Below are 21,732 nucleotides of genomic sequence, written 5' to 3'. Positions count from 1 at the left end.
AACTAACACATTGAGACTCCTTGAACCTCTTTAAGTTTCAATTCTATTACAATTCCGGTAACATTCACATCCAATTTATCGTAAAAGATAGAATAAGGAACTTCATCACTCACCCACTCAAATAATCCACTTTTATTAAGCTCACGAATAAAGTTCACTGCATGTTCTTTACAACGTTCTATGATAGTATCATTCTCCTTACCGTCAAAATCAAATTCAGTCTTATCGGCAAATGCTATCATGCAATTAGGGCAATCCCTCAACTGCGTTCTGGATATAATAAACTTACCGGATACAGGTAGTAGATTAATGATAGCCGGTAATGGCATTTTATCCAACCGGACATTAGCCGTCGCCCAGTTATCAAACAAATAGGTTATGTCTTTCAGCTTTTCTGCAACAGACGCTATTTTCCTCTCTACACTTGTGTTCATTTGTTATTATCTTGATAAATTTTACGTAATCTTCGTTCATATCTTATCTTCTCTGCATCCATATCAAGACATTTATACACTCTTACCCATGGAACACTTTCTACCTGCTCATGGTCAGTTATTCCCATACGGGTTGCATAATAGTCCACCAACCCAAACAAGCCAAATGATAACTGATCCACACCCGCACGTTTTTCCTCAGGAGTAGGCGCCACACTTGTTGTTTCAAACAGCTTGGTTATCCGTTCCACCTCTTTAGTAACCCATGAGGAAAAGCCCAAAACATCCTCTACCTCACATACTTCTATTTGTTCAACAGAGAATCCTAAAAGGACATGACATGGTATCATTATACAATCAACATCGCTTGATATAGATTGTAGTCCCATAAGTTGCCCAATAGTGGTATCATTCAGATTATCCGGCAAACGAACTCCCGAAATGAAATCCGGCTTTGGGAGTTTCTTTATCTGTTCCAATAAGTCAGTAACATTACTTGCCACCTCACTTAATATCAAAAATTCTTTTACTGTCATATCTGTCCTAATTTTGCTTTTGGTCGTTTGGGAATTGGTTTGATACGGAAGAACATTGCCATTATCAGCATATCAAGATAATCCGGAGAATGACCAAGTATCTCTTTCATTTTCTCTTTACTGATTATTCCTTTCTTTCGGGTATCAGCATCTATATGGTCTTGCTTTAAAACTCCTAATTCTTCGATTATACGCTCTCTTTGGGCTTCCGTACATATAATCCTTATCTGTCGGTTATTTATTAGTTCTGCGAGCTTAAAAGCGCACTCTGATTTCAGATTGTCAAACTCCGGATTAATAGGGCGGTTACCACCATGAAACTCTTTGATGCCATTCAGATAACTTTCAAGATAACTCCCCAGCCCATCACTATCAACTACCATCATGCTACGTGGAATCTTCCACTGTATCATCATGTTTTTAAGATCCGTTTCAATGGATTTACCCGTACTGTATTCCTGGTCTAACCTGATGTTACATACATTACCTATCCAATGCCCACAGACAAAACGGTCTCGGCCTTTCATGGCAAGGTCAGAAGAACCAGTCGATAAGCCTATCGGTTGTACATGCTCGTTTGTAAACAAGTCACAAATAGCATCATAATCACAAAGTACTGCCGGATCATTATCATATTCCCAATTGCCGAAATACAAACGCTCTTTCGTTACTTTATCATTAGTATTTTTCAAAGTGTTTATATAGTCTTCTGTTGCAAATGGATTGTCTTGTACCAACGCCTGTACAAAAGCATAACCATCTTTTAACTTATGCTCTTTCCATGGTTTATAAAATTTATCGTATAACCAGTTCTTTTTGGGATTACAAGTAATAAGAATTTTCCCTGGAACATTATAGACATCATTCAAGTGCCGTCCTATACGAGTCTGTAACACTTCAAAGGCCAATCTATTCACTTGACCCGCCTCTTCGATCCATCCACCCGTAAATTCCAAGGAGCCGAAACGTTCATACATCGGGTCTTTATAAGGGTAATATGTCAAATCCAAAAAGATAATCTCACTCCCATTATCGAACTTGATGCCGTCATTTGTCAAGTGATAATATGGATAGCCATGAGAGTTAGCCACTTTAACAAATGTCACCGCTATAGATGCTCGACTGTCTTTGAGATTATTTCGCCCCGCAAACCAACGAGTTCCGGGAAGATAATGGCAACATTGCATCAGCCATTCACAACCGAGCCATGACTTACCACCTCCACCGGCACCACCATAACATAAGAACTTCGTAACATCGTCACGAAGATAGTTATAGGCTAAACGCTGTTTTATGTTGACTCTCTCTCCCATCACTTCACACTCTCCGCTTCTTTGGTATATGGAAGAAATGAAAATGACTTAAACTCTTTCCCCGCATTCGTATGGTCCACTTCCTGCTTATCCGCAAGCCCAAGTTTACGAGCAATGATATTCGCATTAAAAGCACCGACACATGCACCTTCAAACTGTTGCGTTTCGATTGTTTCTTCCACGCGTGCGATGACCTCTAAAAAATCTTCGTCATTCTTATTTTTACATTCCGTACGAAAGGTGCTCCACCATTTGGATGAAGCGCCTACGTAAATACAAAACCCGGTAAGAGAGTACGGGCGGGAAGTCGGGGAAACTTCCTGTTGCACTTGCTGTTCATTAACAGTTTCCACTTTCTTCCCTTTCTTTCTTTTCACAGGAACCGTCTTTTGAATAGCTTTTTTGGAGAGCCAGGGATTTTCATCACACCACTGGAAATACTCACAGGCAGCTTCCCATAAAAGTTCCGGCGTGGAAAAGAGTTTATCTCTCCCATGCTTACTCCTTAACATCCAAAATTTATTTCCCGCAGGTGCTACCATATCACTTCTTCATCCTGATTATTTCTCCACAATAGGGACATGCCATTTCAATATATTCGGTCTTTTCTTGCTCTAAGTTCCCCTCAATACGCTCCGTTTTCTTTTTGAAAGCCTCATTCTCTTGACGTTCCATTTCCTGACTGAACTCCCGCTGTACTTCCTCTGCTTGCATATCTTCTGTTGCATAATCATTTGCCGGAGTAAAGTTTACATCAAATCCGAGCAGCTGCTCTATTGGCTCAAAAAAGAAATCTTGCATATCTGCAGGGACATTCATAGTCCTAAGTTCACGTATCAGTTTATCTTCATCCCATGATGCAAACTCCGATGTCTTATTATCAGCAATACGATACTGGCGTGCCTTTTCTTCATCCAAATCAGCGACTATACAAGGTACTTCCTTATATCCAAGATTTAATAGGGCAAAGTATCGTGTATGGCCGACAATGATTTCAAGATTCTTATCTACTACAAGCGGTTGGTTAAAGCCAAACTTCTTGATTGATTCCTCTACCGGTTTGATAGCCTTGCTATTGTTCCGGGCATTATTCCAATATGGAATGATTTTATCTATTGCAATATTCTGTATATCCATAATCATAACTCTGCTGAATCTGTGTGATGAATAATTTCTTTAATGGCTTTGCTGTATTCATAGTTCTTGAACATCTTAGCAAAGCCGGTGATGTGCTTAAGTTTTACAAGCTCTAATGGTTCCATACCAAGCTTCTTACAAATGACTGCATCCGACTCTCCATTTTTAATCATGTTATAAATGATATTCGTCATGCCGTCAACAGAATGTTTACCACGTGCCCGGTTATGCCGGACCGTAGATGCCATACGGTCATTGATATCCTTATCAATAACCACAATGGGGAGACGACCACTATTCCGTCGGGCAATATCCTTGTACATACGTGCAATGAGATTACGGTGAAACCCGTCTACAATGATGTACTTTTGCTCTTCCTCACTCCAAATCGTAACAATAGGTTGTGTATATCCGTCTTCCCGAATGGAAGTATAAAGTAACTGCATTTCCTGCTTTGCCACAGCATTAGGATTATAGTTGTTTGCCTTTACCATTTCCATTGGAACCCAAAGAACACGATCCACCGGGTTCACTTTCTCCGGGGACAAAGAAAATAGAAGTTGCCTCACTTCATTGAAGAAGTTTATTTTGTCTGGCGCTTCATCAAGCATCCGGGTGATTATTTCTTTTAGTTTTTCCATATTTATACTTTGATTTATGAACCAATAATCTGTTATTCAATTTTGTCTGTTCAAAGTCTTCGGTAATAATCCCACGAGCAAAAGCGCGGTAAATATCAAGACGGTCTACATCAGACCAATTTGTAACTTTAGTAATCACTGTCTTCAGGTTATTGGAGAAAATAATTTTATTCTTATCCTCGGCTACTATGTTATCAATGAGATACTGCAAATATTCCGGCCAATCCTTAAAACAGTTCGGATAATTACGTATCTCTTCAAAGGCATCCAACAGAAGATGATTTGTCGTACCAATATTGGGGATGCGGGTGTACATGGCATTATATGCCTTCGGGTCAATTTCCTGCAAGTAAGGGATATTCTGATTACTGTTCTCATGAATCAGAGAGGACACCCTGGCCGAACGTAGCGGCTCTTTTGAGAAAATGTAATTGTAGGCTTTATTATATCTTAACCGATTGGAGAAGATATAATACCAGATATCGCGGTAAGACCAATCATACAAAGGGTACATAACTACTCCATGACTGCAACGCTTTCCGTATGTCATACCAGGAAGAGTTTCTTTGCCTGTTAATCCTGCACGACGGGCCGGTGATTCCTCAATACGGACACCACCCAAAGAGACATAATCTTCTCCCAAATGATGAAATGCAATGGCATTGAACATGTCTTTAAATCTGTCAGCGCCATATACATTCTCTTTGAAAGCAATATCCTCTTTTTCACGCATCCACTCTTTCCCTGGCTCCCAAGGAATAAACCAATCACCACTGTTAGCATTCCATAATCTGAATGGTACTTGTACCCAAATAGGCTCTACTTCCGGCAAAGACATAACATAACGCATATACTCGACTGTATATGTATACTCACATTCCTGGTCAAGAAACATAACCGGTATCTTTTGAATACCAAGTTCACGTGCCACTTCTAAAGTGATATGCAGTAAAGCGGTACTATCTTTGCCACCGGAAAAGCAAACACCCAGACGACCACCTATAGAAAACAGTTGCCTTATGCGTTCCTTCGCCGCCTCATACACATTTTGTTCCGAATATAATATCATATGTTAGTCACGATATAATAGTTACCAAATTCTTTTACTTCACAGTGAGGAAAGCTTTCTTCCAGCTCATCCCTCGAATGTTCATAATATTCCAATTCGCAACCGCTACGTTCATAAGTTACCGGATGATATGTTTCTTTATAGAACATAAGGAACAAGATCTTCCCCTTGGGGACATCCGTTAACGCTTCGATTTCAATGTAACTGGCCGAACCAAACAAAGCGACAATAGTATTAAATACCACAAACTTCAGGTTTAACATCTCAAATGGGATACACAAGTTATGGTATCCGGGATGTTTTTTCCTGAAAATTTCAAGCATCTTATTACTCGGATCGATACCGAAATATTCATCCGAAGATACTTTCAGAATATCAAGGAACAGTCCGGTACCACATCCCACATCAAGAATAATTCCGGAAATATCCAAAAGCATCGAGGCTATCTTACTGTTCTCCTCAATACTGGCGTTGTCTTTAAACAGAGAATCGTAATTCTCTGCAATTGCGTCATACTGATTTACTGCGTACATACTTTATTATTTTGATTTACAAAATAAAGATACCGAATAATCCATGAACGGACTATCCGGTATCAAAGAAGTTACTGACACGATTTGGCAGTAAAAAACTGAGAATCCATTATTTTTTCATTGCATAGCCTTTTGGCATCATTTTTGTTTTATCATTTACATAAAGGCTTATTAATATGAATGGATTTAATTCTTATAAAAGTGATTTAGGTTTTGATATAGGTTCTGGACTTTCCGGGCAATCAACTTATATAAAAAAGAAAGACGAACAAAATAACCGTATTCTCATGGAGGAACAATATAAACTACTCCAAATGCAAAAAGCAGAAATTCTTGCTCAACAGAAATTCAGGAAAGAATATGACAAATCATCAAAGATTATGTTATACATGTCAATTGCAACACTTTTCATTACTTTTCTATCACTTATAACTTCATTCTTTAGGTAGTTAGAGAAAAAATCATAATCTCTTCAGGTTATTTTTATTTTATTACATTATAAAAAAGATCGCATTTACTATAAATGCGATCAAAAATCTGAAAACAGGTTTTATGAGTTTTATTTATCCCTATTTATTGTTAACTTCTATAACAGGCCTATTTATTCCACATACAGGACATGGGTATTGTTTTTTATCAAAATCTCTATAATAAATGCACCTACAAGGAGTTTGGCATCTTAAAACTTTAGAATTAATAAATTCATCAAGATTCATATTTTTACAAGCATACCTTGCCATTCTTACATCACTAAAAGCATATTCATTTACAGCTTTTTTATTTTTCCTTTTTACAATTCCTATTTTGGTTAATAGTCCCATAGTTGTCCATGGTAGTATTATATTCCTAATAGCAGGTACATCTGATGCAACTTTTTTACCGACTAGTTCTTCAATAGTAAAAGAAACCGAATGAATTTTAGACAAATGCATTTGATTACTTCTATTTGTAATCAGTTCATTAATCTTTTCATCTGTAAATTTATCTATCGCCATATCAACAATGAATGACGAAAAAACCTTATTGTGAGAACCATATTTAAATTGTTCTGACAATATTCTATTGCATATCCTAATACAATCTCGTGGAGAACCTTCAGAAAACAAAATCGTTCTTCCTAAACTTTTAGCTGGATAGAAAAGCTCCAACGCGTTATTAATATGTCCTTTGCTATATGTTTGCATTCGCTTATTTAGCATCTCTTGGAGCTTATTAAACTCCCAACTCAAATTATACGAAAATATCCTATCGGGACGAGCATCCTTTGTACAATATGATCTTAAAGCATCCCATAAAAAAAACTTAAATGCTACACCTGGCATTTCTAATAGTTCAAGATCTTTAATTAGACTAGATATAAATTTATAACTCGCTTTAGGATCATTGCCTGTTAAATGCTGTTCATCAACCTTATCTATCAAAATATAGATAGTATTTATATCTATTTTCTTAAATAATTGAATCAGATTAAAAAAATTATCCTTATGCGATAATTGCAATTTAGGCTCAACATCTACTTTTGATATATCTATTTCTAATCCTTTTTTCTTGGAAATTTCTTTTATCACACTAGAAATTGGTTCTTTAAAGTGTTTCCATAGACCCAATAATCTATCCTCGAAAGTTTTTAATGACGACATTGCTTGCTTAGGAAATGAAGCAGGAGTATCATATAAATATATCTTAGACAGTTTATATATATATTGTCTCACAGAGAATGAAAAAGCAGATTGGCATGCATAACTATCCATAGAGTCTAGTTCACTAAAAAATGCAAGCAACAATAATCTATTTAACGTTATTAAATGATATTCATAAGTAACTTCATCTATAGACTTAAATTGAGATAAATCATGATTGGTATATGTTATACAAATCATATTAGGATTCTTAGCAGCCCTCTTCTCAATCATTATCCTCTGTGCTGTTTTCCCTGCACCTCTTGGAGCATAAACAATATTTGAGCAAGGATTATCAGGATCCCCCCAAACATCCTCAAAATAATCAGGAGCTATAAAATAGTCCTCAATATAATTGACTTCATTATCAGCATTTGTATTTTGAAAAGGATTCATAAAAAATCCTATTTCCTCAAGATATTGTTGCATTATCATAAATTTAATCTTATTAATCTACAAATATATAAGACTACATTTAAATAAACAACTCATTTCTATTTAATTTCGGACATAACATTCTGATTAGTTATGTACTTTTTGTCTCATAAGTAAAGTATATCACATCATAGGGGTACTCAGCATACAACTGCTTTCTCTCAGTCTCGATGTCGTTTGTTTCAATGATTACTTTCTCACACCGACGATTATCGCCGGTGATGTATTCTATTTTTCGGATGATATGTTTCATGCTGATAATTTATTACGGATTAGACCAATATTCTTTTTAACAAGCCCAATGATACGCTCATGGTATTCTGTATTCTGGTTACATGCACCACGCGATTGAACTATTTCAAGAGTTTTTAAGGACAGTTCTATTGTCTCGATACGTTTTTCCCCGATGCGGGCCGAAAGGATAAGGCAATCATTACGCTTGTAATACCCATTTGTATATACGCAATGGTGCATTGCTTTCCCCTCTTGGTAGAACTGGGTTATACTTTCCAATGGACGGATAGTTATACTTCCGTCCGTTATCTCCAAACCGAAGAACTTCTCCATTCTCTTGTAGAACTGAATAATACTTTCCCTACGTTCTTTTTCAAGACGGATTGCCGCCATCCTTTCCCTATCTCTGCGAAGCTTTGCTTCAATGCTCCTTTTCTTATTCATCAGCAAATCATGCTCGACTTTCAGATTCTTAGGACATATATATTTGGCGTTACGTACGTCTTTCTTGAAATAGAGCAGCAGGTCGATGTAATCATTCCACATACTGGCATCCTTGATGATGTAGTGATTACGGTTACAGATATTAAAAGATGGCTTGTACCGAAGCTGATAATACCCTTCCTTAGCCATGTGTTTAAGCATTGCCATCTGCTTTGTTTTCAAGCAGAGTTCGGCATCATTGTTACCGGTTAAGAGCGATCGTATAAGCCTCGACGGATTGACATCAGGAAAATTCCGGCCTATACCACGTTTCTTCAACTCCGGTAGAACCTCTATCTTACGATATAACCATCCATGTATAGAATACACATCACCATAACTGTAATAACCACTACCGTATTCGTTCTTTATACTCAAAGGCCTACCATACAACCATCCATTGCCACCCATATTCATAGGTCTGGCGATAATGGTACGTTTGCCATTAACTGTAATCCATTCCTGAACAGTCTCAAAAAAACTGTAATAAGGATTTGATGTCAGATGCTCACGAAAACCACTTTTGCAAGAATACTTGCAGCACAGGATATGGCGTATCACTTGGAAGTTACCTACAACCTGTAGTATATCCATGTAGATTTCCTCTTCATTCTGGCATTTCCGACTTACCTTTACGTCCAGCTTGTGGTGACAATAAGGGCATTCGGTCTTATCACCCAAAAGGATAATGCTCAATTCGCTATTATCGGTGTTTATCCATATTTTCCCACATTCCGAACACCAAAGTTCATCCTTGCATTTATGTGCCGTATGAGCAAACAGATGTTCTTTGGCCCACTCTTTGGGAGAATCAGATATTTCACCCAATTTTGCACTCAGCTCGGCAACTTCCTTTTGTAATTTAGTACGCGGTCTCATGGCTTAGAACAATGACATCTGTTGAACTTCCATTGCCTCTTTCTTTCCTCGTAACGGCTTTTTCTTGAGCAAAACATATTGCTCTTCGGTAAGACGTTTAATCGCTTCCTCACGAGCTTTCTTTTTATCTTCCTCGGTCAGCTTAACCGATTGGGATGAAGCGGAAGCTACAGCTCTTGCGGCGGCAGGTAGTTTGTTGACTTTGATGTCGTCCTCATCGTAATAGTGTACGGCCAGACCAAATACTTCAGTGTCGGACATAGCGACGGCATTTCCGCGCTTTCTGGCTTCACCCATGATGTAAGAACAACACTCGTCCAGATTCTTGTTTTCTTTTGCGTAGGACTTAGCGAACAGTTCGTCAGTCCCGGCACGTTCATCAAGATAACTCTTGATAGCTTCTTTGAAAGTTTTGTTTTCCATAATTGCGTTACAAATAAGTTCTTAAACAATAGTCCGCTATCCAGTAGCAGACAAAATAAAAAGCGGCATACGCTGTCAGAATTGACAGAATAGTCGCTATCAGTTTTATGTCTTTCATCTTAATTTGAGTTTTGCCCGTAAGTCGTCGGGTGGTTGGTGATTCCGTTCCACAGGTACTTGCCGCTGCTCCTGCGCCTGGTTATTACGTTTCCGGATGATTATATCCAACTCATCTGACCGCTCTTTGAGGAACTTACGGAAAGCCTCGCCAATGGTTATCGTGTCGAAATAGCCGTAGAATTTACCGTATCTGCCCAACTTGAATCGGGCGACAAATAAAATGAATTCGGTCAACTTGATGTAGTGATACTGCCTTACAAACAGGTTTGAGAACTCGTTCAAAGCATTTTCATCGGCACTCTCTTTCGTGGCAGAGGCAAAATCAATAGTCAGTAGCTGCGTCTTTGCCCACAAAACCGAGGAGCCGTCACCGTACATCTGTTCAAGGTCTGACAACGTGGGAGACTTCTCGCTGTATGCTTTATCAAGGTCGGCAAGAAGTATCGGCTGGAGCGATGTCGAATATGCTGCAGAGGCTTGGCTAAAGGTCGGGTATCTCTGCTTGATGGCCGACAACGTCACATCCCTGCTCGATGGCCGCGTACTCCGCAATGAGGTTTCTTGCCTTTGCTGCCTTATCAGCATCCCGACCGTTTTGTCCTTGGGTTTCTGTTTTTCCATTGCCTTGCTGTTTTTTTTCGATTATCCAAAGATTGGCCCGGCTGTCCCAACGTTCAACCTTGGCACCTGTAGCCGTTTTCCAACCAAGCCCGGAGAAATGATTGTAGAAAATATCCGCTTGCAATTCCCAGTCAGGAAGTTTGCCCCGAAAATACTCTTTCACTTCTTCGACGGTCGGTGGTATAAACTCTACTTTGGTTTTAAGCAGCTTCTTTTTCGGTGGTGGCTCCGGTGGGAATAACTCGCCAGAGTTATTTTCCCCCATAGGTTTCTGTTTATGTTTATGTTTATATAAAGGGTTACCATTTACGTTACCGTTTATGTTACCATTTACGTTACCACTTTCGTTACCATTTTTGTTACCGTCAGAAACATAAAGTATCTGATAAAAAGCTCCGTTTGCCCGTTTATTCCCTTCTTTGAAAGAAATCAATCCTTTTTGCTGGAGTTTGTTGCGCAGGTCACAAATTGTTTTGCGAGAGATGCCGAGTTCAAGCTCCACATTCCTCGACGGCAATTCGAACGGATTAGTCCAGTTTCTCGAGTTACATTCTTTCAGCAAATAGAAATAAAAATCTGCCTCGTAACTTGTCATCGGTCTAATACGCCTCACAGTCCAAAAGTTATTGACTAATTCAATATAATTCATCGTAGATAGGAATTAACCTCGTTCATAAAATCTTGAAGAGAACGGCAGATAACGTATTTATTTCGATACTTTTCCGCTTCTCTCTGCCATTCAATTTGTTCCTCTCTCTGTTTCCCCATCGGAGTTTTCATTTCTATACAGAGAGACGCAAAACCTTTCTTAGGGACAAGAAGTATCAAATCGGCAACGCCGCGTAAAACACCTTCGTATTTCATTTGCGCACCGGTACGGGAATCGCGTTTCCCACCGTTAGGAACAGCGAACAGCATGCGACTCAAAAACGGATATTGATGCCGGAACCAAGTCAGGCAGCTATGCTGTATCTGGCTTTCTGATTGCGGTGTAGTTTGTTTCTTTCTCATAATCTACTTTTGAATAAGTCCATAGCCATATCTACTACATTCTCCTTTACTACATCATCAGTTCCGGTAACTCCGTTAGCTATACCCTTCTTCCGCTGAATGACATCATACATATATTCATCAATGGTATTTTTACCAAGGAAGTAGTAACAGTTAACGTTATTTTTCTGTCCGTTACGATGTGCCCGGTCTTCAGCCTGTTCGCAATCGCTGAACGTCCATGGGAACTCAATAAAGGCCACACGACTGGAAGCGGTCAAAGTAAGCCCCGTACCACCCGATTTGTAGTTCAGAATGATAAGTGTACAATCCGGATTGTTTTGAAAAGCATCTACAGCCATCTGTTTCCGGGTAGCATTATCTTCACCAGTAACCGTTACTGCTTTGGGAAACATCTTTTTCAGTTCCATTACTACCTCTTTCAGATAAGCAAATACTATCAGTTTCTCTCCCCCATCGATAACGTCATGGATAAATTCGGCAGCCGCCTTGATTTTTCCACGAGCGGAAATAGCTTTCAATATACCCATCCTTACCATTACCTCGCCGCGCATGGACTTGGCAATCTTCTCGTCGTCCGCATTCTTATAAACACGCAGATATTGAATAAGGTCGCTTTCTGCTTTCTCATATTCCAACCGCGTAGTGATATCCATCTCGATATACTGGCGTGTCTTATCCGGAAGTTGGGTCAACACCTTTGCCTTCTCCCGTCGGAAAAAGCAGGTATTCCAAAGACGCCAGTTTAATTCTTTCAGATTGGATGCTTTCTTCGGTCCGTTACAAAAGCGCTCGGTAAATGTCTTATACCCACCGAAATCTTCCAAACGTCCCATTATCTTAAGTTGTTGTATAAGGTCAGTATTATCATTCACTACCGGAGTTCCTGTCAACTCAAGAATGAAATCCTTACCTTTGCAGATGCCCTCAACAAACTTACTTTGCTGGGTCTTAGTAGACTTACATTTATGAGACTCATCAATAATGACCGATTTGAAAAGCGTTATGCGAGGATCAAAAGTGATTGACTTCAGCGTAAACCGCGTATCATTCTTCACATCTAATACGAAGAACTTTTTCAGCGACTCATAATTAGTAATGAAAATATCACAGCACTTGGTTTCAATGAAGCGTTGCCACGTATTTTTGTTCTTATCATCAAGTATAAGAGCCTGTTTTCCGGCAAACTTCTTAAACTCACGTTGCCAGTTTATTTTCAATGCAGCCGGACATACTACAAGACATGGATAAGATTGCGCTATTGTTACCGTACCTATCGCCTGTAATGTCTTACCAAGTCCCGGCTGGTCACCGAAGATGCACCGTTTATGTTCTAATGCATAAGCGATACCCTCTTTCTGATAATCGTATGGTTCAAGAAGTAGCCCATGAGGTACGGCCAATTGCGGCATTGGAGCAATCTCAAAACTTATATCAGCTTTTCTTTGCTCCAACCGCTGTACTGATCCGCAATAACCATATTGCACCGCCCAATTCGCCATGGTGTTGACATACCATTCATCGGCAAGATCAACCCACCAGGCTTTTTCATTAAAGAGGTAAGCTCTCTTTGCATTGGCCTTGACTGACGGAATGTTCTTCACACATTTTATCAGCATCGGATGATACATGAATTTAAGTTTGAAGCCGTCTGGATATTTGGTGATACAAAAAGGTGCTGCCATAATTAAGCTGCCGTTTCTTTGACTTTCTTAGTACGTGAATGACGCGGTTTCACTTTCTTACCGTCCACAATCAAAGTAGTACCGGTCTGTTCCGCCACTTGTTTGAGGAACTCGTTAGCTTCCTCCTCAAAAGTAGCGTCCCCCACTGGGTCAGCCCCTATATCAGTCGGGGTACTTTCATCAAATGGAAGTTCCTGCTGAACTACTGCCCATTTCTTTGCGGTCAGATACTGTTCTACTTCATAATTACAAGCATCAATGGCTTGCTGCAACTCAAAGGCGTGTTCGTATTCCTCGTTCTCATTGTTGAACATGGTAAACGGTGCAATGAGATTGAGCACCTTTTTACTTTTTAAGAAACGTTTACCGACTAAAGTAATCCCGATATTATCATCGGAACCACCAATTGTATAACCGGTAACCTCAAATGTTGAAAAGATTTCTTCCGGCAATTCATCTATGGAATCTTTGCCGTCAGCTTCCTTTTGTTCGCAGAGGAAAGTAAGGTGAGGAATCAGCTCGTCAAACGCTGCCCGCAAATCCTTATGGATAAGGTTCTTTCCCTCAACGGTTACATTATCCTCATTCTCGTTCTTAAAAGTGGCAACAAGCGTGTTGTCCTTTGTTATTTTTGCTTTTGTGATATTCATTTCTATCTCCTGTCTTGATATTCGTTGATAAATTCGTTATAGTAACGGTCTTCCGGAAGAGGGAGAGTTATTCCCAGTTCGGCAGCAGCATCAGCCTGTACTTTATTCAGAAAGTCAGTCATCTGCACTGTATTGAGTTTCGAGGTGCTTCCGGCGATAACCGTTTCTTTACCTTTAATATAGGAAGCTCTTCTAAGAAAAAGGTTACAGTAATAGTCGTGTACATCCTGTTTATCCGTCCCCGTTTCCTGCTCAATACAAGTGAACCACAGCCACATGAGGGCGTTTTGCGATAATGTCCGCGGCTCTGTGAACCGTTCAATTTTCACACGGTACCGACCATTACGAAGTTGGGAACACATGAAGTCAAAAGATTTGCTTATGTGTACCTCACCCTTAACCTTTTCTAAAATTGCTTCTTGCGCCATTACTCTAATCCAAAGATTTTTTTGTCCGTAATAAGTTCCTTGTTAGCTTCCAAAAACTCTATGAAATGCTCACAGTGAGCGGTCAACTGTTTAACCGTCTGTTCATGGTTATAGGTGTAGTATTCCGGATATTGCGTTCCGCTGATTAGCGGTGTACGACTCGTACCGCCCTTCAACTGATAAGCAGTGTACTCAAAAGCTTTCACACTCTCCATTTGACCGGAAGCAATCAGGCAGTAAGGATATACATGCCGCTGCCAGCCATGTTTATACTTGCCGAAATCATATTTGGATGTTGATTTGATGTCATAGACAGTATCTCGGAGAAGTTCGTCTATAAACCCGTAAAGTTCCACATCACCGTAACGGGTGGAGATAATGGCAGAGACAAAGACCTGAGACAATGCACCGGCAAAATATCTCGACTGCTCGATACACCATGCTCGGTCAAACAAGAAATGACGGGCAGGCGCTATATCCGTAGCCGGAAAATCAACTTGGATAATGTTGGTTTCTTCATCACCGATAATGGTATATGGTTCTCGTTCATTTGGAATATGCTTTTTCCTATGGATATAACAGTCTATAATAGCATTGAATGCCGTTCCTTTATCAGCCGCTTCACTCTCAAATGGAACGCGGTTTATCGCATCAAGCAGAGTTTGCTTGAGCTCCGCCTCAATCTCTTCGGGGCTTTTCTTGTATTCCCCCGTTTCATTGTCGACATTCCAAAAACTTTCAACCTGTTCATCCGCCCGCAGATACTGCTCGAACTTATCAAGCAGCGACGGGTAAAGTCTGTACTTAGGCGGCTGGTTCATACTTCTTGCTGAGTTTATTAAATTTCAACCCGAGTTGCTTACATTTCTCATTAAGCATCATACCAGCCCGTACCTTGCTGTCAAAGATATGGTTCATACCCGCAATCGCTTCCCGTACCTCATTAGCCGACTGCATATCAGTCACCTGCTCCATCATATCACGAATAACTTCAAGAAGCTTATCATATTCGGAAGACAACTCAGTTTGCTTTGTTTGATATTCCTTGTAAGTATTAATGATGTTCGTCATAAAATCATTCTTTCCCGTAACAGTACCAGACGCATCAATGATAACAGGTATCTTTATACGTGAAGAGAGATTACAAGTATTCTTACCATAGAACTTCTCACATGGGTCAAAGGAAATTGTTCTATCCTTGCCAATGGCTTCCATATAGCCGACCAAATCCAGCTCCTTAATCAAGTCACCGGCAGATGAACCGCCAATCTCCGGGCGTATCTGTTTTTCATCACCGACTTTCTCTTCCCGTTCATGAGCTACGAAGATAACAGACTTACCCATGAGGGTAACTTGATTTACAAAGCTGATGAACATATTTTTTCGTACCCCATAGCCCTGCAAGGAAAGAGTACCGTCAGCCTTCTTCATTTTCGGATTGGCTGCCATGATAGCCTTATCCATGAAAGAGAGCATCTTTCCGGCAGTGTCAATCACAATTGTGTCGAACTCCTGGATCTCCTCGGAAGCAAGTACTTGGTTCGTTTCATCCCAGCTTGTAATTTGGACAGTGGGTACGCGATGAGCAGCATTGACGCGATGAATACCACCGTCATAATCAAACAGCACAGGGTTCGGGGCTGATAATGCCAATGTCGTTTTTCCCATACCCGGTTGTCCGTAAATCAGTGCTGACAATGTAGTCTTAACAGTCAGCTCGTTAGGTTTCTTGATCAAACTCATAATGATAAAATTTATGTGGTTAATAAAAAATGTCGTGGAAGTTGACGGACTCGAACCGTCAGTCTCCTCGAATGAGGCGTGTTAGCCATTACACCGAACTCCCGAATAAAAAAGGTGTACTATCTTCACAGACAGAACACCTCAGCACAACCAAATAAAAATACTAAACTATATCTGCCCTCGCTTGGGCATTGCTCCCGGATAGGCGGCCAAGCCACACCGGGAAGGGTAGTTAACAAGATAGTTTAAAGTATAAAACTCAAATAGGGGCATTCTCCCTACGACGTCCTTTTCGTCGGCATTATTGGTTAAACATAAAAAAGCAGTGTGGGTAATACGGGACTTGAACGCCGTGACCTGTACATGAATGAAACCTTTAAATAATACCATGACAAATTACCAACATTAAATAATCATGTACCGCTCTACCTGACTGAGCTAATTACCCGTTTCTGCCTGCTATATCTTCACAGACCATGCAGACAGCAATCTAACTAAATAAGTTTTGTGTAATGCACTTCCTCCGCTGAGGTTCATATCTTTATTATCTTCTTTAATACTTTGTGATAGAACCAAACAGAATACACTATACCAAAAAGATTAACAGTATAGTTCCAGTCCCCTGTTACCGGATCAACATCATTGAACATTGCCAAACAAGGCAAAGCCAATATATTAAGCAATAGCACGTTGAGAATTATTCTTTTCATGGTTTCTTCCTTTTCTTACTTTTGCAAAACTCAATACATCTGAAGCATTGTAATAACTTCTCCCATTAGGTTTGTACTCAACTCTCACTCTTCGAGAACTTACCAAAGTTTTCAATCTCCCCGGGCCACCTACTATTCTTTCTGATTCCCTCTTAGGAAATGTACGCTTATCCATGATGGTAAGTATATCTGCCAACCTTGCCTCCGCTGTCCCATCAATCAACATAGAACTGCGTAAATCACCGTTTACCTCATATATCATGCTGCCAAAAAATTAAAATTATTATTACTCCGTCCCCCTACTCTTATATAGCGCATTGTAGTCCGCACTCGTGAGGGCGTTTTCATTCTCCGCATATCAATATCATTACAAGTTATTTGCATTACTATGAAAAGAATGGAGAATAAAAACTCAAGTCCATGCTTCCGTAACTCATTCAAATCGAAATTGCGTTTCAGCCTGTCGCAAATCATATACAGAAGCAATTCAGTATCTTTGGATATGCCTAACTTTCGATAGATAGTCCGCTTCTGTGTCTTGATAGTCCAAACAGACTTGCTCAGATTGTCGGCCACTTCTTTGTCGGCAAGTCCCTTACAATACTCATTTGCAACAAGCATTTCCGCTGGAGAAAGGGAAACCATCACGCAACCCTTTCTACATCAAAAAGACCTTTTTTCTTATCAATGTCTCCTACTTTCCAATCTGCATCTTCTACGCAAAGTTCCAATCTCAATCGGGGAATCAATGTACCTTTGATAGAATTGTAAGCTTTCACCGGGAAAGTAAGAATATCTCCTACTTCCATATCTCTCAAAGCCGGCGTGTAGTTTTCTGTAATTATTTTCTTTTTCATTGCTATAAAATTTTAATGATTAATATTTGAGTTCTCCCGAACCAATTCGATTGGCAGCATCACGCTTTATTCGGGAGATTTACTTAACTTTGAAGTGTCAAATCAAAAAATTAAGTAAGTATGAGTTGGGAAAGAAATCTAATTAGGTTATATATGCGTTCTCTGGATGAACAAACCGAATGGGTATTCAAAATACAAACAACGCTTTTAATGGTAGCCTCAACCACCTTTGCGGTAATCATTTCTTTAAGCAGTCCTTCAGAGGACAGTCTTTGCAACAAGGTTCTCCTTGTGACTGCAATATGCGTAAATGCACTCTGTATCCTTTTCTCTGGAATATCTCTATACGAGAATAGAGTGTTGAGCAATCAAGCTGTGCGCACCTATCGGGAATACCTAAGAAAATATCATAACGGGGAATTACCGCACGGTCAAGCTTACGTATATGAAAGCATACCAAGAAGAAGGATTTTCGTATTTTGCGAAAAAGGCTCGTATGTTTCATTCCTGCTGTTTATCATCGCATTGGTTGCATATACTATTGTAAGGAGTTTCTGTTAATGAAGTAAGACTTATCCATTTTGAGGCATTCACCTCTTTTCTGTATATCGGAATTGAAAACAACCTGATAGTTAATACATAAGGAGCTACATTGATATCGCTCTTGCTGACAAATCCGCTATTTGCAGGAAGTATGCTTACTTGCTTTTCTATAATTGCTTTCATAAATTCGTCTTTTTATTCACTTTTATCACACTATCCACTTTCTGTTCTATAAGTTTTTGATACTCATTTAGAAGAAATTCAGCTTCGTCCTTTTCCAACTTCACCGTTATTATTGTCGGTTCCGAAGCATCATATATAGACGCTCCATAACCTGCATTCGGAATTGTAGCAATCATCTCTATTTGAGAGGAATGTTCCAATAAGGATTCTATCTTACTTATTTTACCTGTTAAATTGTTTATTTCCTTATAGTCCATATTCTTATATTTTTAATATTCGTGCCCCGATAAGCTCTCTCTGCTCTTCTCAACGGAGTTATCAGCTACTATACTTCACTGCATAACCGTTCGGGGCATGTCGGCTTCTTATTTCGCACCGTTGCAAATCTTTCGCTCGTTCTGAACTCCCATTCAGACATCTTGGCAAATTCTTGCTACTCCGGGTATCTCTCGCGTCCTCTATGCTGGGTTTGAGGGTAAGCGCCAGTATCGCTTTCTGGAACGGACCGCTTAGGGCAATCACTCCATCTTGTTCTCCGTCTCCCATCAAAGGGTAGGCTCAACGACCGGACGAAGATTATTTCTACTTTTTCAGAATATCCAAAAGCAACTCTTTATCCGCTTCCCAAAGATTATAGCCTTTAGTAATCTTTCTTCTGAGGTATTCACGCTCACCAATCATGGTTATTGCTTTTTCTCTAAGGTCTGACGCTGACCATTTTTCGGCTTGGTCTATCAAGAAGTTAGAAAGGCATTTACGTTCCTCGTAAAGTTCACGAGTCAACACCGTTTTCTTTTCAATCTCTTTCAACGCAGAGGGGTTTTCCATCCATAGTTTACAAAACATGTCTTTATCAAGGTCTGTATTCATGTAGCATTCCTCAACCTCGGCATAACCGTCAGCCGATAACTTTAATCCTGTTCTCTCTTCAAATTCTTGTTGTAACATATCTGTTTTCATTTTAAGTTTAGCATTTGGGAAAGCTGCCCGGTGAAGGGTAAAGTGTTCGTTTGCCATTACGAACACTCGCGGCTTTTGTCACCGGTATAGCACTGACCTTTTCTGCAGCTTTGTTTATATTATCTCCAAGAGCTATCGTAGCTTCTTAGAGTAGGATTCAAATCAATCATAGCCTGTCTGAAATTATTAGCCGATTTCGGGTAATCTTGATACTTAGGAGCAATCTGTACTTTATATTCATCCATTTTCAGATGAGCATCACACCAAGCCGTTTTTAAGGCGCTTGAAAGAGAGTAATTGTAATTACGCATATATACATAAGCTCTCTGCATAATTGCTCTTCTGTTATACTTGCCATTCTTTACCAATTCATAATCTCTTTTTTTCATTGTCTTACTCCTTTTTAGGTATGTAAATAATTTGGTAATCTCACTCAAACTTCGCATCTTTGCTGTTGAAGTCGTTGTTGATGTTGCAAAGATACGCACTTTTGCGAATAATGCGAATTTTAAAAGAAAAACATTTGCAGTATTGACAATTATTAACAATTTTGCGAATTTAAAGAGCATTTTTGCGAATATGGAAGTTTTTGAACGAATAAAAGAGATACGAAAAACATTCTTCAATGATAGCAATCTCGAATTTGCGAATTTCATGGGAGAAAAAACCTCTACTACTAGTGGTTGGGTTAGTGGAAAAAGAGGAATTGGTAGAAGTGTTATTGACAAAATTACATCTAAACTACCCAATGTTAATCCTTCATGGCTACTAACTGGTGAGGGGAATATGCTTACCGATACCCAATCCCAAACATTCCACTCTAATGCCCGTCAAGTAGATGACCTAAGCTACATGAATGTGCCCGTTATACACATCAAAGCACAATGCGGTTATCTCGCCGGCTACGGAGATGCTGAATACATAGATACCCTGCCAACAATGCCGGTGATCGTAGACCAGACTTATCACGGAAAGTACCGCATATTTGAAACAGAAGGTGACAGCATGGACGATGGCAGCCGTAATTCTATCTGCGACGGGGACAAGCTACTTTGCAGGGAAGTAAGACGTGATTTATGGCTCCCTAAACTTCATATCAACGACTGGTATTTCGTCATCGTACATCGAACAAAAGGAATATCCATTAAGCAAATCACAGCGCAGGACGATAGCGGAAATATCACTTGTCATTCACTAAATGAACTATTCAATGATTATACCGTCAATCTTGACGATGTAGTAGAGATATATAATGTAATTAAGGTTGTTGAACGTAGCATGAGATTATAATATCAATCTAAAAATAAATACTATGGATTTTAAAGACACTATTAAACAGCTCGCAGATAGAATCGAAAAGCTGAAAGATAACATTCAGACAGAAGAAGCAACTAAAAATGCTTTCATCATGCCTTTTATTAATGCTCTCGGATATGATGTATTCAATCCTTTAGAAGTACTCCCCGAAATGACATGTGATATTGGAACCAAGAAAGGAGAAAAGATTGATTATGCCATCATGAAGGACGACCAGCCTATATTGCTGATTGAATGTAAGCATTGGAAACAAGACTTAAACCTGCACGACAACCAATTGCTACGCTATTTCAACGTATCAAAGGCTAAATTCGGACTTTTAACCAATGGAATTATCTACCGCTTCTATACAGATTTAAAAGAACCCAATATAATGGATGATAAACCATTTTTAGAAGTGGATATTACAGACTTGAGGGATAATCAAATCGAAGAATTGAAAAAATTCCATAAGTCATACTTTGATGTGGACAATATTCTGAACTCAGCCAGTGAATTAAAATATATGGGAGAACTAAAAGCTATCATACAAGAAGAATTCTCCTCTCCTAGCACTGATTTCGTAAAAATGTTTGCTACAAAAGTTTATGAAGGTAGAATGCTTCAAAACATAATAGATCAGTTCACACCTTTAGTCAAACGTGCCATCTCTTCACACATCAACGATATTATTAACGAACGGTTGAAAGGGGCTTTAACTGTCAACGACTCCAATCCCGAACCTGTACAGTCCAAACAGACAGACACTTCATCCGAAGACAATCAGGAGGAAAATCATTCTGAATCAAAAATTGTAACCACAGAGGATGAACTTGACGCTTATCGCATCGTCAAGGCTATTTGCCGGAAGAAAGTGGATATATCTCGTATAGTATATCGTGATGCACAGACTTACTTCAGTATATTACTTGACAACAATAACCGAAAACCTATTTGTCGCATGTATTTCAATACAGCTACTAAATATGTAGCTACTATTGATGAAAATAAGAAAGATGTGAAGCATACAATTGAAAGCTTAGATGACATCTTTAATTATGAAGATGATTTCTTTAAAGCAATTGATATGTATGAACACAAAGATTGATGTTGTTTTATAATGGTGATT

The 21,732-nt window shown here is 39.3% G+C and carries 31 protein-coding genes and 2 tRNA genes; 3 read left to right on the top strand and 30 right to left on the bottom strand.

Translation table 11 applies throughout. The annotated features are described in order from the left end of the window. Positions 1–2 precede the first annotated feature (2 nt). From DXC10_RS12900 to DXC10_RS12865, 8 genes are all read right to left on the bottom strand, one after another. The gene (locus DXC10_RS12900) at positions 3–434 is read right to left on the bottom strand and encodes a hypothetical protein (protein ID WP_117738007.1); all 432 of its coding nucleotides are present in this window, start codon (positions 432–434) and stop codon (positions 3–5) included. Then, positions 431–970: a hypothetical protein gene (locus tag DXC10_RS12895; RefSeq protein WP_117738006.1), complete on the bottom strand. Its 540-nt coding sequence runs from the start codon at positions 968–970 to the stop codon at positions 431–433. Before DXC10_RS12895 ends, DXC10_RS12900 begins: the two co-directional genes overlap by 4 nt. Beyond that, positions 967–2,283: a phage terminase large subunit gene (locus DXC10_RS12890; RefSeq protein ID WP_117738005.1), complete on the bottom strand. Its 1,317-nt coding sequence runs from the start codon at positions 2,281–2,283 to the stop codon at positions 967–969. Before DXC10_RS12890 ends, DXC10_RS12895 begins: the two co-directional genes overlap by 4 nt. After that, positions 2,283–2,795, bottom strand: coding sequence for a DNA-packaging protein (locus DXC10_RS12885; RefSeq protein WP_233519957.1), 513 nt, complete (start codon positions 2,793–2,795; stop codon positions 2,283–2,285). Before DXC10_RS12885 ends, DXC10_RS12890 begins: the two co-directional genes overlap by 1 nt. 31 nt (positions 2,796–2,826) lie before the next feature. Further along, entirely contained in the window at positions 2,827–3,420 is a 594-nt protein-coding gene (locus DXC10_RS12880) for a ParB N-terminal domain-containing protein (RefSeq protein ID WP_158557860.1), read from the bottom strand. 2 nt (positions 3,421–3,422) lie between these two features. Then, positions 3,423–3,920: an IbrB-like domain-containing protein gene (locus DXC10_RS12875; protein ID WP_370448217.1), complete on the bottom strand. Its 498-nt coding sequence runs from the start codon at positions 3,918–3,920 to the stop codon at positions 3,423–3,425. 103 nt (positions 3,921–4,023) lie between these two features. Beyond that, the gene (locus DXC10_RS12870) at positions 4,024–5,130 is read right to left on the bottom strand and encodes a phosphoadenosine phosphosulfate reductase family protein (RefSeq protein ID WP_117738002.1); all 1,107 of its coding nucleotides are present in this window, start codon (positions 5,128–5,130) and stop codon (positions 4,024–4,026) included. Then, positions 5,127–5,663 carry a class I SAM-dependent methyltransferase gene (locus DXC10_RS12865; protein WP_117738001.1) on the bottom strand — a complete coding sequence of 179 codons (537 nt, stop codon included), beginning with the start codon at positions 5,661–5,663 and terminating at the stop codon, positions 5,127–5,129. The genes DXC10_RS12870 and DXC10_RS12865 overlap by 4 nt, the downstream gene beginning before the upstream one ends. A gap of 176 nt (positions 5,664–5,839) precedes the next feature. Between DXC10_RS12865 and DXC10_RS12860 the strand changes: the two genes are divergently transcribed. Continuing rightward, entirely contained in the window at positions 5,840–6,112 is a 273-nt protein-coding gene (locus DXC10_RS12860; RefSeq protein ID WP_117738000.1) for a hypothetical protein, read from the top strand. A gap of 120 nt (positions 6,113–6,232) precedes the next feature. Here DXC10_RS12860 and DXC10_RS12855 read toward each other — a convergent pair whose 3' ends face one another. From DXC10_RS12855 to DXC10_RS12760, 22 genes are all read right to left on the bottom strand, one after another. After that, entirely contained in the window at positions 6,233–7,777 is a 1,545-nt protein-coding gene (locus DXC10_RS12855; protein ID WP_117737999.1) for a P-loop ATPase, Sll1717 family, read from the bottom strand. A 91-nt stretch (positions 7,778–7,868) separates the two neighbouring features. Next, on the bottom strand, positions 7,869–8,030 hold the full coding sequence (locus DXC10_RS16365; protein ID WP_158557858.1) for a hypothetical protein: 162 nt from the start codon (positions 8,028–8,030) through the stop codon (positions 7,869–7,871). Continuing rightward, positions 8,027–9,373: a PcfJ domain-containing protein gene (locus DXC10_RS12850; RefSeq protein WP_117737998.1), complete on the bottom strand. Its 1,347-nt coding sequence runs from the start codon at positions 9,371–9,373 to the stop codon at positions 8,027–8,029. Before DXC10_RS12850 ends, DXC10_RS16365 begins: the two co-directional genes overlap by 4 nt. A gap of 3 nt (positions 9,374–9,376) precedes the next feature. Then, positions 9,377–9,796, bottom strand: a complete 420-nt coding sequence (locus tag DXC10_RS12845; protein ID WP_117737997.1) for a Cas9 inhibitor AcrIIA9 family protein — start codon at positions 9,794–9,796, stop codon at positions 9,377–9,379. 114 nt (positions 9,797–9,910) lie between these two features. Continuing rightward, on the bottom strand, positions 9,911–10,312 hold the full coding sequence (locus DXC10_RS12840; protein WP_147331311.1) for a DUF6633 family protein: 402 nt from the start codon (positions 10,310–10,312) through the stop codon (positions 9,911–9,913). A gap of 85 nt (positions 10,313–10,397) precedes the next feature. After that, positions 10,398–11,186, bottom strand: a complete 789-nt coding sequence (locus DXC10_RS12835; RefSeq protein ID WP_117737995.1) for a hypothetical protein — start codon at positions 11,184–11,186, stop codon at positions 10,398–10,400. After that, the gene (locus DXC10_RS12830; RefSeq protein WP_117737994.1) at positions 11,183–11,548 is read right to left on the bottom strand and encodes a VRR-NUC domain-containing protein; all 366 of its coding nucleotides are present in this window, start codon (positions 11,546–11,548) and stop codon (positions 11,183–11,185) included. The genes DXC10_RS12835 and DXC10_RS12830 overlap by 4 nt, the downstream gene beginning before the upstream one ends. After that, a complete protein-coding gene (locus DXC10_RS12825) occupies positions 11,545–13,233 on the bottom strand; it encodes a DEAD/DEAH box helicase (protein ID WP_117737993.1) in 1,689 nt (562 codons plus the stop codon). The genes DXC10_RS12830 and DXC10_RS12825 overlap by 4 nt, the downstream gene beginning before the upstream one ends. Positions 13,234–13,235: 2 nt before the next feature. Continuing rightward, positions 13,236–13,883 (bottom strand): hypothetical protein, encoded by a 648-nt coding sequence (locus tag DXC10_RS12820; protein ID WP_117737992.1) that lies wholly within the window; start codon positions 13,881–13,883, stop codon positions 13,236–13,238. Positions 13,884–13,885: 2 nt separating this feature from the next. Further along, positions 13,886–14,311, bottom strand: a complete 426-nt coding sequence (locus DXC10_RS12815) for a hypothetical protein (protein ID WP_117737991.1) — start codon at positions 14,309–14,311, stop codon at positions 13,886–13,888. Then, positions 14,311–15,132: an HNH endonuclease gene (locus tag DXC10_RS12810; RefSeq protein ID WP_117737990.1), complete on the bottom strand. Its 822-nt coding sequence runs from the start codon at positions 15,130–15,132 to the stop codon at positions 14,311–14,313. The genes DXC10_RS12815 and DXC10_RS12810 overlap by 1 nt, the downstream gene beginning before the upstream one ends. Beyond that, the gene (locus DXC10_RS12805; protein ID WP_117737989.1) at positions 15,116–16,054 is read right to left on the bottom strand and encodes an ATP-binding protein; all 939 of its coding nucleotides are present in this window, start codon (positions 16,052–16,054) and stop codon (positions 15,116–15,118) included. The genes DXC10_RS12810 and DXC10_RS12805 overlap by 17 nt, the downstream gene beginning before the upstream one ends. A gap of 35 nt (positions 16,055–16,089) precedes the next feature. After that, a tRNA-OTHER gene (locus DXC10_RS12800) sits at positions 16,090–16,157 on the bottom strand. Between the two features lie 225 nt (positions 16,158–16,382). Further along, positions 16,383–16,502: transfer RNA gene (locus tag DXC10_RS16360), tRNA-OTHER, on the bottom strand. Between the two features lie 227 nt (positions 16,503–16,729). Beyond that, a complete protein-coding gene (locus DXC10_RS16355) occupies positions 16,730–17,026 on the bottom strand; it encodes a hypothetical protein (RefSeq protein WP_117737987.1) in 297 nt (98 codons plus the stop codon). Continuing rightward, positions 17,023–17,409, bottom strand: coding sequence for a LuxR C-terminal-related transcriptional regulator (locus tag DXC10_RS12785; RefSeq protein ID WP_117737986.1), 387 nt, complete (start codon positions 17,407–17,409; stop codon positions 17,023–17,025). Before DXC10_RS12785 ends, DXC10_RS16355 begins: the two co-directional genes overlap by 4 nt. Next, positions 17,409–17,621, bottom strand: coding sequence for a hypothetical protein (locus DXC10_RS12780; RefSeq protein WP_117737985.1), 213 nt, complete (start codon positions 17,619–17,621; stop codon positions 17,409–17,411). The genes DXC10_RS12785 and DXC10_RS12780 overlap by 1 nt, the downstream gene beginning before the upstream one ends. A gap of 501 nt (positions 17,622–18,122) precedes the next feature. Then, positions 18,123–18,347 carry a hypothetical protein gene (locus DXC10_RS16250; RefSeq protein ID WP_147331310.1) on the bottom strand — a complete coding sequence of 75 codons (225 nt, stop codon included), beginning with the start codon at positions 18,345–18,347 and terminating at the stop codon, positions 18,123–18,125. Continuing rightward, positions 18,344–18,604: a hypothetical protein gene (locus tag DXC10_RS12775; RefSeq protein ID WP_117737984.1), complete on the bottom strand. Its 261-nt coding sequence runs from the start codon at positions 18,602–18,604 to the stop codon at positions 18,344–18,346. The genes DXC10_RS16250 and DXC10_RS12775 overlap by 4 nt, the downstream gene beginning before the upstream one ends. Positions 18,605–18,665: 61 nt before the next feature. Beyond that, a complete protein-coding gene (locus DXC10_RS12770; RefSeq protein WP_117737983.1) occupies positions 18,666–18,893 on the bottom strand; it encodes a hypothetical protein in 228 nt (75 codons plus the stop codon). Positions 18,894–18,929: 36 nt separating this feature from the next. Further along, on the bottom strand, positions 18,930–19,295 hold the full coding sequence (locus DXC10_RS12765; RefSeq protein ID WP_117738081.1) for a hypothetical protein: 366 nt from the start codon (positions 19,293–19,295) through the stop codon (positions 18,930–18,932). 131 nt (positions 19,296–19,426) lie between these two features. After that, entirely contained in the window at positions 19,427–19,639 is a 213-nt protein-coding gene (locus DXC10_RS12760) for a hypothetical protein (protein ID WP_222705377.1), read from the bottom strand. A gap of 247 nt (positions 19,640–19,886) precedes the next feature. Between DXC10_RS12760 and DXC10_RS12755 the strand changes: the two genes are divergently transcribed. Both DXC10_RS12755 and DXC10_RS12750 read left to right on the top strand, forming a co-directional pair. After that, entirely contained in the window at positions 19,887–20,597 is a 711-nt protein-coding gene (locus DXC10_RS12755; RefSeq protein ID WP_117738080.1) for an XRE family transcriptional regulator, read from the top strand. 22 nt (positions 20,598–20,619) lie between these two features. Next, positions 20,620–21,711: a type I restriction endonuclease gene (locus DXC10_RS12750; RefSeq protein WP_117737981.1), complete on the top strand. Its 1,092-nt coding sequence runs from the start codon at positions 20,620–20,622 to the stop codon at positions 21,709–21,711. The last annotated feature ends 21 nt before the right edge of the window (positions 21,712–21,732 follow it).

This window comes from Bacteroides sp. OM08-11, from assembly GCF_003438665.1.
GTDB classification, from domain to species: domain Bacteria; phylum Bacteroidota; class Bacteroidia; order Bacteroidales; family Bacteroidaceae; genus Bacteroides; species Bacteroides cutis.
The sequence above is the reverse complement of the archived record's forward strand: the minus strand, read 5'-3'. Positions and strand labels throughout refer to the sequence as shown.

Excerpts from the sequence above, each read along its gene's own strand:
- DXC10_RS12900 (WP_117738007.1), bottom strand. The coding sequence starts at position 434 with ATGAACACAAGTGTAGAGAGGAAAATAGCGTCTGTTGCAGAAAAGCTG.
- DXC10_RS12895 (WP_117738006.1), bottom strand. The coding sequence starts at position 970 with ATGACAGTAAAAGAATTTTTGATATTAAGTGAGGTGGCAAGTAATGTT.
- DXC10_RS12890 (WP_117738005.1), bottom strand. The coding sequence starts at position 2,283 with ATGGGAGAGAGAGTCAACATAAAACAGCGTTTAGCCTATAACTATCTT.
- DXC10_RS12885 (WP_233519957.1), bottom strand. The coding sequence starts at position 2,795 with ATGTTAAGGAGTAAGCATGGGAGAGATAAACTCTTTTCCACGCCGGAA.
- DXC10_RS12880 (WP_158557860.1), bottom strand. The coding sequence starts at position 3,420 with ATGGATATACAGAATATTGCAATAGATAAAATCATTCCATATTGGAAT.
- DXC10_RS12875 (WP_370448217.1), bottom strand. The coding sequence starts at position 3,920 with ATGGAAATGGTAAAGGCAAACAACTATAATCCTAATGCTGTGGCAAAG.
- DXC10_RS12870 (WP_117738002.1), bottom strand. The coding sequence starts at position 5,130 with ATGATATTATATTCGGAACAAAATGTGTATGAGGCGGCGAAGGAACGC.
- DXC10_RS12865 (WP_117738001.1), bottom strand. The coding sequence starts at position 5,663 with ATGTACGCAGTAAATCAGTATGACGCAATTGCAGAGAATTACGATTCT.
- DXC10_RS12860 (WP_117738000.1), top strand. The coding sequence starts at position 5,840 with ATGAATGGATTTAATTCTTATAAAAGTGATTTAGGTTTTGATATAGGT.
- DXC10_RS12855 (WP_117737999.1), bottom strand. The coding sequence starts at position 7,777 with ATGATAATGCAACAATATCTTGAGGAAATAGGATTTTTTATGAATCCT.
- DXC10_RS16365 (WP_158557858.1), bottom strand. The coding sequence starts at position 8,030 with ATGAAACATATCATCCGAAAAATAGAATACATCACCGGCGATAATCGT.
- DXC10_RS12850 (WP_117737998.1), bottom strand. The coding sequence starts at position 9,373 with ATGAGACCGCGTACTAAATTACAAAAGGAAGTTGCCGAGCTGAGTGCA.
- DXC10_RS12845 (WP_117737997.1), bottom strand. The coding sequence starts at position 9,796 with ATGGAAAACAAAACTTTCAAAGAAGCTATCAAGAGTTATCTTGATGAA.
- DXC10_RS12835 (WP_117737995.1), bottom strand. The coding sequence starts at position 11,186 with ATGAATTATATTGAATTAGTCAATAACTTTTGGACTGTGAGGCGTATT.
- DXC10_RS12830 (WP_117737994.1), bottom strand. The coding sequence starts at position 11,548 with ATGAGAAAGAAACAAACTACACCGCAATCAGAAAGCCAGATACAGCAT.
- DXC10_RS12825 (WP_117737993.1), bottom strand. The coding sequence starts at position 13,233 with ATGGCAGCACCTTTTTGTATCACCAAATATCCAGACGGCTTCAAACTT.
- DXC10_RS12820 (WP_117737992.1), bottom strand. The coding sequence starts at position 13,883 with ATGAATATCACAAAAGCAAAAATAACAAAGGACAACACGCTTGTTGCC.
- DXC10_RS12815 (WP_117737991.1), bottom strand. The coding sequence starts at position 14,311 with ATGGCGCAAGAAGCAATTTTAGAAAAGGTTAAGGGTGAGGTACACATA.
- DXC10_RS12810 (WP_117737990.1), bottom strand. The coding sequence starts at position 15,132 with ATGAACCAGCCGCCTAAGTACAGACTTTACCCGTCGCTGCTTGATAAG.
- DXC10_RS12805 (WP_117737989.1), bottom strand. The coding sequence starts at position 16,054 with ATGAGTTTGATCAAGAAACCTAACGAGCTGACTGTTAAGACTACATTG.
- DXC10_RS16355 (WP_117737987.1), bottom strand. The coding sequence starts at position 17,026 with ATGATATATGAGGTAAACGGTGATTTACGCAGTTCTATGTTGATTGAT.
- DXC10_RS12785 (WP_117737986.1), bottom strand. The coding sequence starts at position 17,409 with ATGGTTTCCCTTTCTCCAGCGGAAATGCTTGTTGCAAATGAGTATTGT.
- DXC10_RS12780 (WP_117737985.1), bottom strand. The coding sequence starts at position 17,621 with ATGAAAAAGAAAATAATTACAGAAAACTACACGCCGGCTTTGAGAGAT.
- DXC10_RS16250 (WP_147331310.1), bottom strand. The coding sequence starts at position 18,347 with ATGAAAGCAATTATAGAAAAGCAAGTAAGCATACTTCCTGCAAATAGC.
- DXC10_RS12775 (WP_117737984.1), bottom strand. The coding sequence starts at position 18,604 with ATGGACTATAAGGAAATAAACAATTTAACAGGTAAAATAAGTAAGATA.
- DXC10_RS12770 (WP_117737983.1), bottom strand. The coding sequence starts at position 18,893 with ATGGGAGACGGAGAACAAGATGGAGTGATTGCCCTAAGCGGTCCGTTC.
- DXC10_RS12765 (WP_117738081.1), bottom strand. The coding sequence starts at position 19,295 with ATGTTACAACAAGAATTTGAAGAGAGAACAGGATTAAAGTTATCGGCT.
- DXC10_RS12760 (WP_222705377.1), bottom strand. The coding sequence starts at position 19,639 with ATGCAGAGAGCTTATGTATATATGCGTAATTACAATTACTCTCTTTCA.
- DXC10_RS12755 (WP_117738080.1), top strand. The coding sequence starts at position 19,887 with ATGGAAGTTTTTGAACGAATAAAAGAGATACGAAAAACATTCTTCAAT.
- DXC10_RS12750 (WP_117737981.1), top strand. The coding sequence starts at position 20,620 with ATGGATTTTAAAGACACTATTAAACAGCTCGCAGATAGAATCGAAAAG.